This window comes from Nonomuraea fuscirosea, from assembly GCF_035917475.1.
In the GTDB taxonomy this organism is placed as follows: Bacteria; Actinomycetota; Actinomycetes; order Streptosporangiales; family Streptosporangiaceae; genus Nonomuraea; species Nonomuraea fuscirosea.
Genome location: NZ_CP109074.1, coordinates 11238289 through 11253455 on the forward strand (window position 1 = coordinate 11238289; position 15167 = coordinate 11253455).

Genomic DNA, 15167 nt, shown 5'->3' on the forward strand with positions numbered 1-15167 from the left:
CACTCTAAGTAGGTGACGAAACCCGAGGCGTTGATCATGGTGGTGGACGACGAGCCCAGCATCAGGGATCTGCTCTCCGCCAGCCTGCGCTTCTCCGGGTTCGAGGTCCTGACCGCCGCCGACGGCGAGGAGGCCGTCGAAGTGGCCGTAAGGACCTCTCCCGACCTGGTGGTGCTCGACGTGATGCTGCCCGACCTGGACGGGTTCGAGGTGGCCAGGCGGATCGACGCGCCCGTGCTCTTCCTGACCGCCCGCGAGGCCACCGAGGACAAGATCACCGGACTGCGGGTCGGGGACGACTACGTGACCAAGCCGTTCAGCCTGGAGGAGGTCCAGGCCAGGATCAGGGCGGTGCTGCGGCGTACGCGCGGCGAGTCCGCGCCCGCCAGCCGGCTCAAGGTGGCCGATCTGGAGCTGGACGAGGACGCCCGCGAGGTCTGGCGCGGCGGCCGTCAGGTGCGCCTGTCGCCGACCGAGTTCAAGCTGCTGCACTACTTCATGGTCAACGCCGGGCGCGTGCTGTCGAAGGCGCAGATCCTCGACCACGTGTGGAACTACGACTTCGGCGGCGACGCGGGCGTGGTCGAGTCGTACGTCTCCTACCTCAGACGCAAGGTCGACGACGTCGAGCCGCGGCTCATCCACACCCTGCGCAGCGTCGGTTACGTGCTTAGAGAGCCGCCGCCCGGTTAGTTTGACAGCATGGACCTGCTGGGCGCGCTGGAGTCGCTGCGGCGACCGCTGGAGCGGGAGCTGTTCCCGCTGGCCGTCGGCGAGGCGGAGGCCGACAGGCGCGCGCTGCGCGAGCTGACCGGGCAGCTCGACGACTACCTGCTGCCCAGGCTGCGGGCCCTGGACGCGCCGCTGCTCGCCGTCGTCGGCGGTTCGACCGGGGCGGGCAAGTCCACCCTGGTCAACTCGCTGGTCGGGGCCGACGTGGCCGAGCCGGGCGTGCTGCGGCCCACCACGCTGGTGCCGACCCTCGTGGTCAGCCCGGCCGACCGCGCCTGGTTCCTGGGCCAGAACGTGCTGCCGGGCCTGTCCCGCGCCACCGGCGGCGGCCCCGGCGCGTTGCGCGTGGTGGACTCGCCGGCGCTGGGCGCGGGGCTCGCCCTGCTCGACGCGCCCGACATCGACTCCGTGGTGACCGCCAACCGGGAACTGGCCGCCCAGCTGCTGGCAGCCGCCGATCTGTGGCTGTTCGTCACGACCGCCGCCCGCTACGCCGACGAGGTGCCGTGGGGTTTCCTGCGCTCGGCCCGCGAACGCAGCACCGCGCTGGCCGTCGTCCTCGACCGCGCCCCGCCCGAGGCCGTCGAGCCCGTAAGCCGCGACCTGGCCAGGCTGCTCGCCGAGAACGGTCTCGAAGGCACCCGGCTGTTCACCGTGCCCGAGGCCGCGCTGCCCGACGAGAAGGCCCGGCTGCCCGCCTCCTCCGTCGAGCCCATCTCCACCTGGCTGACCGGGCTGGCCTCGGACGCCGCCGAGAGGTCGCGCGTCGTCCGCCAGACGTTGTCCGGAGCACTCGACAGCCTGGCCGTGCGGGTGCCGTCGCTGGCCGATGCCGTCGAACGCCAGCAGGCCGCCTTCGACGGGCTGCGCTCGATCGTGGCGGGCGCGTACGCGGGCGGCATGGCCGACTTCGACGAGGGCATGCGTGACGGCTCGCTGCTGCGCGGCGAGGTGCTGGCGCGCTGGCAGGACTTCATCGGCACCGGCGACCTCATGCGCTCCCTGGAGAGCCGCGTCGGCTGGCTGCGTGACCGCATCGTCGGCTTCTTCACCGGACGGGTGCCGGAGGCGCAGCTCAGGGACGCGCTGGAGAGCGGGGTGGAGGCGCTGATCAGGGGCGCCGCCGACGGGGCCGCCGAGCGTGCTCTTGAGGGGTGGTCGGCCGCGCCGGGCGGGCCAGGGTTGCTCGACCGGCTGGGCGCCGTCGAGTCCGCCCGCCTCGGCCGGGCCTCGGCCGACCTGGGCAAGCGGGCCGAGGCGGCGGTGCGGGGGTGGCAGGAATACGTGCTCGATCTCGTACGCGAGGAAGGAGCCGAACGGCGCACCACCGCCAGGGTGGCCTCCTTCAGCGTGAACGGGGCCGGGCTGCTGCTCATGCTGGCCGTCTTCGCCTCCACCGGCGGGCTGACCGGGATCGAGGTGGGGATCGCGGGCGGGACCAGCGTGCTGTCGCAGAAGCTCCTAGAGGCTGTCTTCGGCGACCAGGCCGTACGGACGCTGACCGTGCGAGCCAGGGAGGATCTGCGGGAACGGGTGCGGGGGCTGCTGGACGAGGAGTCCGGGCGGTTCCTGACCCAGCTGGAGAGCATGGAGCCGGCTCGGGGCACGGCGGACGGGCTCCGCGCGGCGGCGCGGCGCATCCGCGACCACCGCGCCGAACTCCCCAGCACGGTCGGCGACGCGGACACGGTCGGCGACACGGGCGCGGCCGGCGACACGGGCACGGCCACGACGGCCGAACTGCCCGCGCCCCACCCGGACGCGCCCGGAACGGAGCCGCCCGCCGGACCTGGACCGGACGCGCGGTGGGCCGGGGACCGGGACGGGCCGGGGGAGAGGCCGTGAAGCTGCTGCGGCGTAAGGAGGGGCCGTCGCTGGACTCCCGGCTGGCCGCGTTGCGGGAGGCCGCCGAGCTGGCGGAGGGGCGGCTGCCCGAGCAGGTCGTGTCCGGCGCGCGGGCCGTCGCCGACCGTGCCGGCGTACGTCGTGAGCTGTCCATCGAGCACACCGTCGCCGCGCTGGCCGGAGCCACCGGCAGCGGCAAGTCCTCGCTCTACAACGCGCTGGCCGGGCAGGATCTGGCCGATGTCGGTGTCACCAGGCCCACGACCTCGGCCGCCCAGGCGGCGCTGTGGGACGGTGACGGCGCGGGACCGCTGCTCGACTGGCTGGACGTCCCGAAACGTCATGCGGCCGACGGCCACGCGGACCACGCCGACACCCGCACCGGCACCGACGCTGGGGCTGATCTGTCCGGGTTGGTGTTGCTTGATCTGCCCGACCACGACTCCATCCGCCTGTCGCACCGGCTGGAGGTGGATCGGCTGGTGGAGCAGGTCGATCTGCTGATCTGGGTGGTGGACCCGCAGAAGTACGCCGACGTCGCGCTGCACGAGCGTTACCTGCGCCCGCTGGCCGGGCACCGGGACGTGATGCTGGTCGTGCTCAACCAGATCGACCGCCTGCCCGCCCCGGCCGTGGAGCGCTGCCTGGCCGACCTGCGCCGGCTGCTGGACGAGGACGGGCTGGCCGGCGTCCCCGTCCTCGCCGTCTCGGCCCGTACGGGGCAGGGAGTGCGGGAGCTGCGCTCGCTGCTGCGTGAGCGGGTCGCGGAACGCGCGTCCTGGTCGGCCCGCCTGGCCGCCGACATCACGGCCGCCGCCGATCACCTCGCCCCGCCCGAGGCGCGGGGGGAGCCCGTCGCGGCCACAAAGCGGATGCAGGGGGCGGAACGGACGCTCACCGGGGCGCTCAGCACGGCGGCCGGAGTGCCGCTGGTCGTCCAGGCCGTGGCCAAGGGGCACCGGCATCGGGCCGTGGTCGCCACCGGATGGCCGCTCACCCGCTGGGTCAGAAGGCTGCGGCCCGACCCGCTGCGCAGACTCCGCATCGGCGGCATCCCGCACGACCGGCGGGATCGGGAGGACAGGCAGATCGTCGGGCGCACCTCCGTACCGGCGGCTTCGGCCGTGCAGCGGGCGCAGGTCGAGACCGCGATCAGGGACGTCGGCGAGGTGGCCGCGGCCGGGCTGCCGGGGCCGTGGGCGGCGTCGGTGCGTGAGGCGGGCAGGTCGCGCGCCGGCGAGCTGACGGACGCGGTGGACCGGGCGGTGGCCACGACCTCCGCCGGGGCCACGAGGCGGCCCCGGTGGTGGCGGGCCGTGAACGTGCTGCAGTGGCTGGTGTTCGCGACCATGCTGGCCGGCGTTCTGTGGCTGGGCGGGCTGTTCGCGATGGACTATCTGCGCTTGCCCCAGCCGCCGCTGCCGACCGTGGGCGTGGTGCCGTGGCCGACGGCGCTGCTGGTGGGCGGGGCGCTGGCGGGCGTGGTGATCGCCCTGCTGTCGCGGCTGGCGGCCTGGGCGGGCGGCCGGCGCCGGGCCCGCCGTACCGCCAAGGCTCTGCGTACGGCCATCGGGCAGGTCGGGCGGGAGTACGTGCTGGGGCCCGTGGAGACGGAGCTGGCGGCGTACGCCCGCTTCGCCGAGACCCTGGACCTGGCCCGCGGCAGGACCTGAGAGCACTCGGCCAGGGTCAGCGTCGGACGGTGACGGCGTTCATGGGCGTCTGAGGAGCGTGACGGCGTTCAAGGGCGTCTGAGGAGCGCCAGGGCCAGGGCCGCTCCGATCAGGGCGAAGGCGGCGGCGGTGAGGAAGGGGGCCGTGGGGCCGAACCGGTCGCCGGCCACTCCGGCGACCGCCGCGCCGGTCGCGCCGCCCGTGCCGATGGCCGTCGAGACCCAGCCGAACGCCTCCGCCTGCGCGTCCGGCGCGTACACGTCCACCAGCAGGGAGGACGTCGTCAGCGCCGGGGTCAGCGCCAGCCCGGCGGCGAACAGGGCCGCCCAGAACAGCCCCATCCACAGCAGCGACCCCGACGCCGGAGTGTCGAGCAGGGTTAGGGGCACCAGGGGGAGGCCGAGGGCGAGCAGCAGGGCCGCGAGCCGGGCCGGGACCGCCGAGCGCCATCGCCGGGAGCCGTACACCATGGCGCCGATGATGCCGCCCACCGCCAGTGCCGCCACCAGCGGCCCGGTCGCGGCGGGCAGGCCGCGGGCGGCGGCCAGCGCGGGCACCCCCACCTGCACCGCTCCGATGAAGCCGCCCAGCAGCAGCACCACCGGCAGCAGCACGAACATGCCGCGGTGGGCGAACACCCGTCTCCGGCCCCGTGCGGAGACGGCCGAGCCGGTCCGCAGCGCCCGGGCGTAGGCCAGCGTGCCCGCCCCGGCCGCCGCCGCGACCGCGCCCAGCGCCAGCGAGGCCGAGGCCACCGCGATCAGCAGGCCGAACAGCAGCGGCCCGGCCAGCATGGCCAGCTCCTGGACCAGGAAGACGAGGCTGTAGGCGGCGGTACGCCCCTCGGCGGGCGTCCTGCGGCCCCATTCGAGCCGCATGCTGACGGAGATCGGCGGCAGCGCGACCCCGACGATCCAGGCCAGCGCCACCATGGGCCACTGCGGCCGGCCGGGCTGGGCGTAGCCGACCAGCGCCAGCAGCGCCGCCACGTGCAGGAGGGCCGTGGCGGCCAGCACCGGACGGGGACCGTGGCGGTCCATGAGGCGTCCCAGCACGGGCCGCCCCATGCCCGCCCCGACGGAGAACGCCGCCGCCGTCAGTCCGGCGAGAGCCAGCGAGCCGCTCGCGCGCTGCGCGACGAGCACCAGCCCGACCGGCGCCACCTGCTGCGTGAGCTGCGCCAGGAACCCGAGCACGGCCTGCGCCGCGACCCCGGGCAGGCCGAGCAGCCTGCGATGGGGGAGGCCGCCGGGCCCGTCGCGGGTCACCGCCGCAGGCTACCTCCGGAGATCACCCGATCGGGCAGCCGTACGTTCTCATCGACTTCGCGTTCTGGAACGTGATGTCCTCCGCCGGCATCGGCGTCTCCGAGACCGAGAGGGTGGCCACGCCGGGCTCGGTGAGGAAGCCGCCGTCCACGTGCCAGTCGCCGGGCACCGACGTTGCTCGGGCTCAGGGGGCCCATGAAGTGGTCCTTCCTTCCGATCGGCGAACACACCCGAGGAGATGTCCGGATACGGGCGGAGTGTTTCAGCCCGTTCCGAGGGATCCGGCCACTTCGCGGAGGGCCGCGAGGAGCGGGCGCAGGAGGGGGTGGGCGTCGGAGCCCCGGCGTACGGCGGCGAAGACGCGGCGTTCAGGACCCGGCGTGTGCCGCACCACGACCCCCGGCAGCGCCATGTCCCGGAGCGCCAGCCGTGGCACCAGCGCCACCCCGGCACCCGCCCCGACCAGGGCGACCACGGCGCGGAAGTCGTCGGAGCAGTGCACCAGGTCGGGCGTGAATCCGGCCTGCTGGCAGGCGAACGTGATCACGTCGTGCACCGGGTTGCCGGGATGGGGGCCGATCCAGGTCTCGGTGGCCAGTGAGACGAGGGTCGCCGAGCCGGCCAGCGGATGATCGCGGGGGAGCACCAGGTCGAACGGCTCGGCGTACAGGGGATGGCGGGACAGGCGGCGGTCGGCGGCGTCGGGGGCGCCGCGGTATTCGACCGCGATGGTCAGGTCGGCGCGCTCGTCCAGCAGCATGAGCAGGCCGTGGTCGCCCTCGGCGTCGTGGACGCGGACACGCAGGCCGGGGGCGTCGTGGCGGAGGGCGGCGATGGCGGGGGAGAGCACGGCGCTGATCGCGGTGGCGAAGCAGGCCACGGTCACCTCGCCGGCCGCGCCCGTCGTGTACGCGGCCACCTCGGCCCCGGCGCGTTCGAGCTGGGCCAGGACCTCGTTGGCGTGCGCCACCATGATCTTGCCCACCGCGGTGAGGTGCACGCCGCGCCCGTCGCGGGTGAGCAGGCGGTGGCCCACCTCGTGCTCCAGCGCGGCGAGCTGCTGGGACACGGCGGAGGGCGTCAGGTGCAGCGCCGCCGCGGCGGCGGTGACCGTGCCGTGGTCGGCCACCGCGCGCAACGTGCGCAGTCGCCGCGTGTCTATCACGCGAGCGAGGATACTCAGCCCCCGGGCTCGCGCGAACGCGTGGAGCTCAGCCCCAGGCTCGCACGAACGCCTCCGAGCTTGCGCGAACGCCTGGAGCTCAGCCCCTGGCTTGGGCGAACGCCTGGAGTGCGCGTTCGACGTCCTGCTCGGAGTGCGCGGCCGACAGTTGCACCCTGATCCTGGCCTGGCCGTGCGGTACGACGGGGTAGGAGAAGCCGATCACGTAGATGCCCAGGTCGAGCAGGCGTTCGGCCATGGCCCCCGCCTCGGCGGCGTCACCGATCATGACCGGCACGATCGGGTGGTCGCCGGGCAGGATGTCGAAGCCGGCCGCGGTCATCCCGTCGCGGAAGCGGGCGGTGTTGGCGCGCAGCCGTTCCCTGGCCTCGCTGGAGGTCTCCAGCAGGTCGAGGATGCGCAGCGACGCGGAGGCGATGACGGGGGCGAGGGAGTTGGAGAACAGGTAGGGGCGCGAGCGCTGGCGCAGCAGCTCGCAGATCTCCGTGCGGGCGGCGACGTAGCCGCCGCTGGCCCCGCCCAGCGCCTTGCCCAGCGTGCCGGTGATGATGTCGATCCGGTCGGTGACTCCGTGCAGCTCGGGCGTGCCGCGGCCGGTCGGGCCGACGAAGCCGACGGCGTGGGAGTCGTCGACCATGACCATGGCGTCGTACTGGTCGGCCAGGTCGCAGATCTCCCGCAACGGCGCCAGATATCCGTCCATGGAGAACACGCCGTCGGTCACGATCAGCCGCCGCCGCGCCTCCGACGCCTCCTTCAGCCGGGCCTCCAGCTCGGCCATGTCGCGGTTGGCGTAGCGGAAGCGCTGGGCCTTGGACAGGCGGATGCCGTCGATGATGCTGGCGTGGTTGAGCGCGTCGGAGATCACCGCGTCCTGGGCGTCGAGCAGGGTCTCGAACACGCCGCCGTTGGCGTCGAAGCAGGAGCTGTAGAGGACGGTGTCCTCCATGCCGAGGAAGTCCGACAGGCGCGACTCCAGCTCCTTGTGCACCTCCTGGGTGCCGCAGATGAAGCGTACGGAGGCCATGCCGAAGCCCCACCGGTCGAGCGCCTGCTTGGCCGCCTCGACCACGGTCGGGTCGTCGGCCAGGCCCAGGTAGTTGTTGGCGCAGAAGTTGAGCACCTCGCGGCCGGCCACGCTCACCTGGGAGCTCTGCGGGGTGGAGATGACGCGCTCGGGCTTGAGCAGCCCGGCCTCGGTGATCTCGTCGAGCGTCGTACGCAGCTGCTCGCGCACGTTCGTGAACATCAGGCGCTCCTGTTCGTGGTGGCTCCGGCCGGCTCGCCGCCGCTTTCCCCCGAGCTGGACGCGTCGCTCCAGTCGAGGATGACCTTGCCCGTCCTGCCGCCGGCCGCCGTCTCGAAGGCGGCGTCGAAGTCCCGGTACGAGAACCGGTCGGTGATCACGGGGGAGAGGTCGAGGCCCTTCTCCAGCAGGACGGACATGTTGTACCAGGTCTCGTACATCTCGCGGCCGTAGACCCCCTTGATCGTGATCATGGAGGTGACCACGGTCGACCAGTCCACGGCGAACTCCTCGGCCGGCAGCCCCAGCATGGCGATCTTCCCGCCGTGGGTCATGCTGGCGAGCATGTCGCGCACGGCCGCCGGGTTGCCGGACATCTCCAGCCCCACGTCGAAGCCCTCGCGCAGATGGAGCTGCCGCATGCCTTCGGCGATGGAGGACCTGGAGACGTTGACGGCCAGGGAGACGCCGAGCTTGCCGGCCAGGTCGAGCCGCTCGTCGCTGACGTCGGTGATCATCACGTTGCGCGCGCCGACGTGGGTGGCCACGGCCGCCGCCATCAGGCCGATCGGGCCCGCGCCGGTGATCAGCACGTCCTCGCCGACCAGCGGGAAGGACAGCGCGGTGTGCACGGCGTTGCCGAACGGGTCGAACAGGGCGGCGATGTCGGGGTGGACGGGCACGCGGTGCACCCAGACGTTGGAGGCGGGCAGCGTGACGAATTCGGCGAAGGCGCCGTTCCTGTTGACCCCGAGGCCGACCGTGTTGCGGCACAGGTGCCGGCGGCCGGCCATGCAGTTGCGGCACTTGCCGCACACGAGGTGACCCTCGCCGCTGACGAGGTCGCCGACGGAGATGTCCTCGACGCCCGGCGCCACCTCGACCACGTGCCCGGAGAACTCGTGCCCGACGACGAGCGGCAGCTCCAGTGTGTGCCTGGCCCAGTCGTCGAACTTGCGGATGTGCAGGTCGGTGCCGCAGATCCCGGTGCGCAGCACCCGGATCTTCACCTCGCCGGGACCCAGCTCGGGCTCCGGCACGTCCGTCAGCCACAACCCGGGTTCGGCTCGCTCCTTGACCAGCGCTTTCATGGCCTCACTTCCCCCTTAAGAACCTAACGCACCATGCCCGCAGGACCCGGGACGTGTCCATCGAGGAGTTCTTAAGTGCCCCCACAGCTCCGCTTCACGCGGCAGGAGAGCGCGCCACAGTGCGGCGGGAAAGCGTTCCGGCGGGTCCCGGCCGCCGATGAGACGGCCGGAACCCGCCGGGAACGGCAGGCCGGCGAACGCCGGAGGACGGTCAGCGATCGGCCTCCGTCGGGTTCCGGTCCAGGCCGGGGAACGGCGACGGCTCCTCGTTCCGCTGGGTGAGCTGCCGGGGCCCGTTCGGGCTCTCCGCCTCCTGGGCGTCGGCGACCGCCTCGGCCGCCGCCTCGGAGGCCTTGGCCACCTCCTCGTCCGCCGCGGAGGTCTCGGGCATCTCGTCCCGTGTGGCGGCCGAGCGCGGCAGGGCCTCGGTGAACGCCTTGGAGACGCCCTGCAGCGCGGAGGTGACCTCGCTGGGGATCACCCAGAACGTGTTGCCGTCGCCCTGCGCGAGCTGCGGCAGCACCTGGAGGTACTGGTAGGCGAGCAGCTTCGGGTCGGGGTCGTTGCGGTGCACCGCCTGGAAGACCTGGTCGATGGCCCGCGACTGGCCCTCGGCCTCCAGGATGGCGGCCGTACGCTGGCCCTCGGCGCGCAGGATGCGGCTCTGCTTGTCGCCTTCGGCGGTGAGGATCTGCGACTGCCGCTGGCCTTCGGCGTTCAGGATGGCCGCGCGCTTGTCACGCTCGGCCCTCATCTGCTTCTCCATGGCGTCTTTGATCGTTTTCGGGGGGTCGATCGCCTTGATCTCGACGCGGTTGACGCGCAGCCCCCACTTGCCGGTGGCCTCGTCGAGGACGCCGCGCAGCTGGCTGTTGATGGTGTCGCGGGAGGTCAGCGTCTTCTCCAGGTCCATGGAGCCGACCACGTTGCGCAGTGTGGTGACGGTCAGCTGCTCGACACCGGTGATGTAGTTGGCGATCTCGTACGCCGCCGCCCGCGGGTCGGTGACCTGGAAGTAGAGGACGGTGTCGATCTCGACGACCAGGTTGTCCTCGGTGATGACCGGCTGGGGGCGGAAGGAGACGACCTGCTCACGCAGATCCATCATGGAGTGGACGCGGTCGATGTAGGGGATGACGAAGTTGAGGCCCGGCTTGAGCGTGCGGTGGTAGCGGCCGAGGCGCTCGACGTTGCGGGCACGGGCCTGCGGCACGATGCGTACGGCCTTCAACAGGGTCATGACGGCGAAAAGTATGACGAACAGTCCGACCAGCAACAGCGGATCCATGGGTCACTCCCGGGGATACACGAGGGCGGTAGCCCCCTCGATCTCGATGACGTCGACGGTCGCCCCTGTGGGGATCACGAGGGTCTCGTCGTAGGCGCGCGCCGACCATTCCTCTCCCCCGATGCGCACGCGGCCGTCGCGGCCCGTCACTTCCGCCACGACGTAAGCGGGCTTACCCACGAGTGCTTCGACGCCGAACCGCTGCAGCGGCGGATGTTTGATATGGCGCATCGCGATCGGCCTGAGCACCAGCAGGCCGGCCGCCGAGGAGACGGCGAAGAAGATCAGTTGCAGGGGAACGGGCAATCCGATGGCAGCGGTGGCGGCGGTCAGCAGCGCCGCGACACCCAGGAGGCCGAGCGAGGCCGTGAGCGTGAATATCTCGGCCACGCCCAGGACGACTGCGAGGATTACCCAGATGATCCATTCATCCATATCCGGCCCTCCTATAAGGGGTAACGGGCCTGAGCTCGCCGAAGGTTCCCCCCTCCTCTACCGTAATGCCGATTTCAGCGCTTCGGCACCCCGCCGCCCGCCGCCCCGGTTTCCGCCAGCGCGCTTCCCAGCCGCCATTTCTCCCACGGCAGTTGCCAGAAACCCCACCCGTTGTTCCATTCGAGCGGCCGGTCGGTGCCGGTGATGGTGACGGGGTCGCCGCGCAGCGACGTGGCGTAGAACCAGGCGGCCTGGTCGGGCCGGGAATTGATGCAACCGTGACTGACATTGGCCCGGCCCTGCGCCCACACGTTGTCCTTGGCGTGCACGTATTCGCCGCTGTTGGAAATGCGCACCGCGTGGTCGATCATCATGTCGTAATAGCCGGGGTCGCCTTTCTCCCGGCCGGGGGAGACCATGCGGACCGGGTTTCCCTTGTCCATGGTCAGGTGGACGCCGCTGGTCGTGGTGTATTCGTGGGTGGTGGCCATGCCGGCGCTGATGGCCATGCGCTGCACGATCTGCCCGTCGCGGCTGACCAGCATCTGGTGGGTCTTCGCGTCGATCAGGCTGGTCTGCCGGCGGCCGACGGTGAAGGAGAAGGTGGAGTCGGCGGCGCCGTAGAGGCCGGCGCCCGCGCGCACGCCGGCCAGGTGGGCGCTGACCGTGACCCGCTGCCTGGCCGGCCAGAACCGCCGGGTGCGGTAGACCACCTGCGTGTCGCTGATCCACCGCCAGGCGCCTTCGACCGGCGTCTGCGTGGTGACCTCCAGCGCGCGCTCGACCGCCGCCCGGTCCTCGACGGGCGTGTCGAAGTCGATCACGATCGGCATGCCGGCGCCGACGGTCTCGCCCGGCAGGGGCGCGGTCGCGGCCACCTGGAACGTCCTGACGGCGGCGCGGGTGCGGACCCGGCCCATGGCCACGGTGGCGGGCGCCCCTTCGCGCCCGGCGGTGGCGGTGATCGTGTACTCGGTGGCGGGCTTGAGCGTCCAGTCGGTACGCCACGTCGTCCGCGACTCGTCGAGCCGCCCCGGCACCGGCTCCCCGCCCTGGTAGACCAGGACCTGGCTGAGCGTGCCGCCCTGCGCGTTGACCAGCAGGCCGCGATCGGGCCGCGCGTGCTTGCTGCCGAACGGCGGCCACACCCGCACGACGGGAGGCGCCGAAGGGGTCTCGGCCGTGACGGAACTACAACCGCCACAGGCCAGGACAAAGGCGACACAGAACATCACGGCGCGGCGCATGTGACTCCTGCTTTCCGAGGGAAGGGGAGGTCCCAGGGTAGCGGTGAGTCATCGCGCAAGCACGTCGAGTCACTTATCCGACAGTTCCCGACACCTCGCCCAATGTCAGGTCACCGGCGGTGGCGCGGATGACGACCGTGTCGCCGTCCTCCAGGAAACCCCGGGTCTCGCCGCCCGCCAGCTTCACCGGCTCGGTCCCGTTCCAGGTCAGCTCCATGAGCGAGCCGCGCTCGCCCGGCTCGGCGCCGGAGATCGTGCCGCTGGCGAACAGGTCTCCCGTACGCAGCGAGGCGCCGTTCACCGTCAGGTGGGCGAGCATCTGGTCCGGCGTCCAGTACATGGCCGAGTACGGAGGCCGCGCCACCACCTCCCCGTTCAGCAGCACCTCCAGGGAGACGTCCAGCCCCCAGTCCGCCCGCCGGCGCAGATAGGCGGCCGGCTCGGGCTCCTGGACCGGGCCGGGAATCCGGGGCAGCGCCTCCAGCGGCGTGATCCACGGGGAGATCGAGGTGGCGAACGACTTGCCCAGGAACGGCCCCAGCGGCACGTACTCGAAGGCCTGGATGTCGCGCGCGCTCCAGTCGTTGAGCAGGGTCACCCCGAACACGTGGTCCTCGAACGCCCCCGCCGGCGACCCCATGGCGGACGGCACGCCCACCACGAACCCCAGCTCCGCCTCGATGTCGAGCTTCCCGCTCGGCCCGAAGGAGCCCGGCCCGAGCTGCCCGTGGGGGCGCCTGACCGGCGTGCCCGACACCACGACCGTGCCCGCCCTGCCGTGGTAGCCGACGGGCAGGTGGCGCCAGTTCGGCTGCAGCGGCTCCGAGCCGGGGCGCAGGATCCGGCCGATGTTGCTCGCGTGCTCAAGAGAGCAGTAGAAGTCGACGTAGTCGGCCACCTCGAACGGCAGGTGCAGGCGCACCTGGTCGAGCGGGATCAGGTGCCGCTCGGTGACCGACACGTCGTCGGTGAGCTTGTTCTGGATCAGGGTCCTGGTGTCGTGCCAGGCCGCGCGGCCCCGCGCCATGAACGGGTTGAGCGAGGGCGCGGCGAAGACCTCGTCGTGCAGCGCGGCGGCCAGGTCGAGCACCTTGTCGCCGTAGCGCACGCCGACCCTGGGGCGCTGCCCTGGGCGGGAGAAGACGCCGTAGGGCAGGTTGTCCACTCCCCAGCTCATGAGTCCTCCTCGACCAGTCCGAGCGCGCGCAGGTCGTCCAGGGGCGCGGTGGTGTTGCACGAGCCGTAACTCACCAGCAGCCTCCTGGCCCGCCTGGCGGTCTCCTCGCGCACGGCCGTGGACAGCCGGACGAGGTGGCCGACGTCGGTGGTGCGCAGGACGGGCGCGGGGTCGCGGCCCTCGACGGCCTCGCAGACGGCCAGCACCAGGTTGAGGAAGCCGTGCCGGTCCACGCCGAGCGAGGGGTCGAAGTGGCGTACGGCGTGGTGCAGCCCGGCGGAGGCCTTGAACGGGATCTCGTTCTCCGCGCAGGACCTGATGAACTGCCCGAGGTGCTCCACCGGCGGAAACTCCTCGCCCGTCGCACCGCCGCAGCGCACCTTCAGCCCGGCGCCCTCGGGCACCTCCATGGACGTCTTGCGCGCGGGGACCTCGGCCCACAGCCGCACGCCGTCCGGCAGATCCAGCCGCGCGGCCAGCTCCTCGACCGACATGTCGGGCGGCAGCTTCGTCTCGACGTAGTCCACGGGCAGGTCGCCGAAGTCGGGCAGCTCGTCCATGTCGCAGATCAGCCCGATGCGCTGAGGCAGGTAGTCCATGCCGCGCAGCCGGTCGAGCCGGCCGGCCGGGCACAGGAAGCGGTGCGTCAGCACCGGGTGGCCCTGCTCCAGGTCGCGCCGGTTGCGGGCCAGGGCCTCGTCCATGTGCAGAGACGTCGGCGGGAACAGGCCCGCGTCGTCCACCAGGGCGGCGTAGAGGGTCATGATCGCGCCCACGTCCACGGGTAGCCGGGATCCTCGCAGGCCAGTGCGCTGCCGCCGAGGTCGAGCGGGCGGAACGTGTCGACCATGACGGCCACCTCGCTCGTCGTGGTGACGCCGCGCGACACCGCCTCGATCACCGCCTCCACCGCCCCCGGCTGCGGCCCGTGGGTGAACCCGGCCGGATGCAGCGAGATCGAGCCGACGCCGATGCCGGAGCCCTGACGGGCCGAGTAGTCGCCGCCCACGTAGAACATGAACTCGTCGGAGTCGACGTTGTGATGGTTGTACGGGATCGGCACGGCCTCCGGATGGTAGTCGAGCGGCCGGGGGCAGAAGGAGCACACCACGAACCCGGGCCCCTCGAACGTCTGGTGCACCGGCGGTGGCGCGTGCGTGCGCTTCACGATCGGCTCGAAGTCGTCGATGTTGAACGCGAACGGATAGAGGCAGCCGTCCCAGCCCACCACGTCGAACGGATGGTGACGGTAGACGAGCCTGGTCAGGCCGCCGCGCGTGCGGACCAGGACCGGCACCTCCTCGCCCTCGACCGTGAACGGCTCGGCCGGCGCCCGCAGGTCGCGCTCGCAGTAGGGGGCGTGCTCCAGGAACTGTCCGTGCTGCGACAGGTAGCGCTTGGGCGGCCTGATGTGCCCGGCCGCCTCGATGGCCAGCACGTTGACGGTTCCGTCGGGCACCCACCGGTGGATGGTGCCGGTCGGGACGACGACGTAGTCGCCCTCGCCGGCCTCGATCACGCCGTAGGTGGACTCGAAGCGCACCCGGCCGCGCTGGACGTAGACGCATTCGTCGCCCATGGAGTTGCGGTAGAGCTCGCTCGGCTGATCGCTGGTGGCGTACGACAACCGGACGTCGGCGTTGCCCGCCAGCGGCATGCGGCCGGAGACCAGGTCGCCGGCGCTGGAGAGCTCCTGGGTGCGGAAGTGGCGGGGGGAGAGCGGCAGGTTGGGCTCAAGGCGCGTCTCCCCGAGGGGTGTGACCGCCTCGGCCTTGACGATCGCCGTGGGCAGGTGCCGGTGGTAGAGCAGCGAGGAGTCGGACGAGAAGCCCTCCTCGCCCATCAGCTCCTCGGCGTAGAGACCGCCGTCCGGCCGTCTGAACTGCACGTGCCGCTTGCGCGGCACCTCTCCCACGACCCGGTAGTACGGCATCCCGGCCCCCTCCACATCTGTCCGATTATCGGACGGAAGTGTCCTCTAT

The 15167-nt window shown here is 72.2% G+C and carries 14 protein-coding genes; 3 read left to right on the plus strand and 11 right to left on the minus strand.

Features of this window, described 5'->3' with window-relative positions; translation table 11 throughout:
• The first annotated feature begins 36 nt into the window (after positions 1 to 36).
• Genes OIE67_RS51900 through OIE67_RS51910 form a run of 3 tightly spaced genes read left to right on the plus strand, consistent with a single transcriptional unit; the run spans position 37 to position 4250 of the window.
• Positions 37 to 693: a response regulator transcription factor gene (locus OIE67_RS51900; RefSeq protein ID WP_106250847.1), complete on the plus strand. Its 657-nt coding sequence runs from the start codon at positions 37 to 39 to the stop codon at positions 691 to 693.
• 9 nt (positions 694 to 702) lie between these two features.
• Positions 703 to 2577, plus strand: a complete 1875-nt coding sequence (locus OIE67_RS51905) for a GTPase domain-containing protein (RefSeq protein ID WP_326634580.1) — start codon at positions 703 to 705, stop codon at positions 2575 to 2577.
• Positions 2574 to 4250, plus strand: coding sequence for a GTPase (locus tag OIE67_RS51910; protein ID WP_326634581.1), 1677 nt, complete (start codon positions 2574 to 2576; stop codon positions 4248 to 4250). Before OIE67_RS51905 ends, OIE67_RS51910 begins: the two co-directional genes overlap by 4 nt.
• A 68-nt stretch (positions 4251 to 4318) precedes the next feature.
• Here the strand turns inward: OIE67_RS51910 and OIE67_RS51915 are convergent, their stop codons facing one another.
• The 11 genes from OIE67_RS51915 to OIE67_RS51965 form a co-directional block, all read right to left on the minus strand.
• Entirely contained in the window at positions 4319 to 5518 is a 1200-nt protein-coding gene (locus tag OIE67_RS51915) for an MFS transporter (protein ID WP_326634582.1), read from the minus strand.
• Between the two features lie 22 nt (positions 5519 to 5540).
• Positions 5541 to 5687 carry a hypothetical protein gene (locus OIE67_RS51920; RefSeq protein WP_326634583.1) on the minus strand — a complete coding sequence of 49 codons (147 nt, stop codon included), beginning with the start codon at positions 5685 to 5687 and terminating at the stop codon, positions 5541 to 5543.
• Between the two features lie 93 nt (positions 5688 to 5780).
• Positions 5781 to 6683: a LysR family transcriptional regulator gene (locus OIE67_RS51925; RefSeq protein ID WP_326634584.1), complete on the minus strand. Its 903-nt coding sequence runs from the start codon at positions 6681 to 6683 to the stop codon at positions 5781 to 5783.
• A gap of 97 nt (positions 6684 to 6780) precedes the next feature.
• Positions 6781 to 7950: a glycine C-acetyltransferase gene (locus OIE67_RS51930; protein ID WP_326634585.1), complete on the minus strand. Its 1170-nt coding sequence runs from the start codon at positions 7948 to 7950 to the stop codon at positions 6781 to 6783.
• Positions 7950 to 9038, minus strand: a complete 1089-nt coding sequence (gene tdh, locus OIE67_RS51935; RefSeq protein WP_326634586.1) for an L-threonine 3-dehydrogenase — start codon at positions 9036 to 9038, stop codon at positions 7950 to 7952. The genes OIE67_RS51930 and tdh overlap by 1 nt, the downstream gene beginning before the upstream one ends.
• Positions 9039 to 9249: 211 nt before the next feature.
• The gene (locus OIE67_RS51940; RefSeq protein WP_326634587.1) at positions 9250 to 10326 is read right to left on the minus strand and encodes an SPFH domain-containing protein; all 1077 of its coding nucleotides are present in this window, start codon (positions 10324 to 10326) and stop codon (positions 9250 to 9252) included.
• Positions 10327 to 10329: 3 nt separating this feature from the next.
• Complete coding sequence (locus OIE67_RS51945) at positions 10330 to 10761, minus strand: NfeD family protein (protein ID WP_106250654.1); 432 nt, start codon at positions 10759 to 10761, stop codon at positions 10330 to 10332.
• A gap of 74 nt (positions 10762 to 10835) precedes the next feature.
• On the minus strand, positions 10836 to 11915 hold the full coding sequence (locus OIE67_RS51950; RefSeq protein WP_326634588.1) for a L,D-transpeptidase: 1080 nt from the start codon (positions 11913 to 11915) through the stop codon (positions 10836 to 10838).
• A 166-nt stretch (positions 11916 to 12081) separates the two neighbouring features.
• Positions 12082 to 13185, minus strand: coding sequence for a fumarylacetoacetase (fahA, locus tag OIE67_RS51955; protein WP_326634589.1), 1104 nt, complete (start codon positions 13183 to 13185; stop codon positions 12082 to 12084).
• Entirely contained in the window at positions 13182 to 13967 is a 786-nt protein-coding gene (locus OIE67_RS51960; RefSeq protein WP_326634590.1) for a hypothetical protein, read from the minus strand. The genes fahA and OIE67_RS51960 overlap by 4 nt, the downstream gene beginning before the upstream one ends.
• Positions 13946 to 15118, minus strand: coding sequence for a homogentisate 1,2-dioxygenase (locus tag OIE67_RS51965; protein WP_326634591.1), 1173 nt, complete (start codon positions 15116 to 15118; stop codon positions 13946 to 13948). The genes OIE67_RS51960 and OIE67_RS51965 overlap by 22 nt, the downstream gene beginning before the upstream one ends.
• Positions 15119 to 15167: the final 49 nt, after the last annotated feature.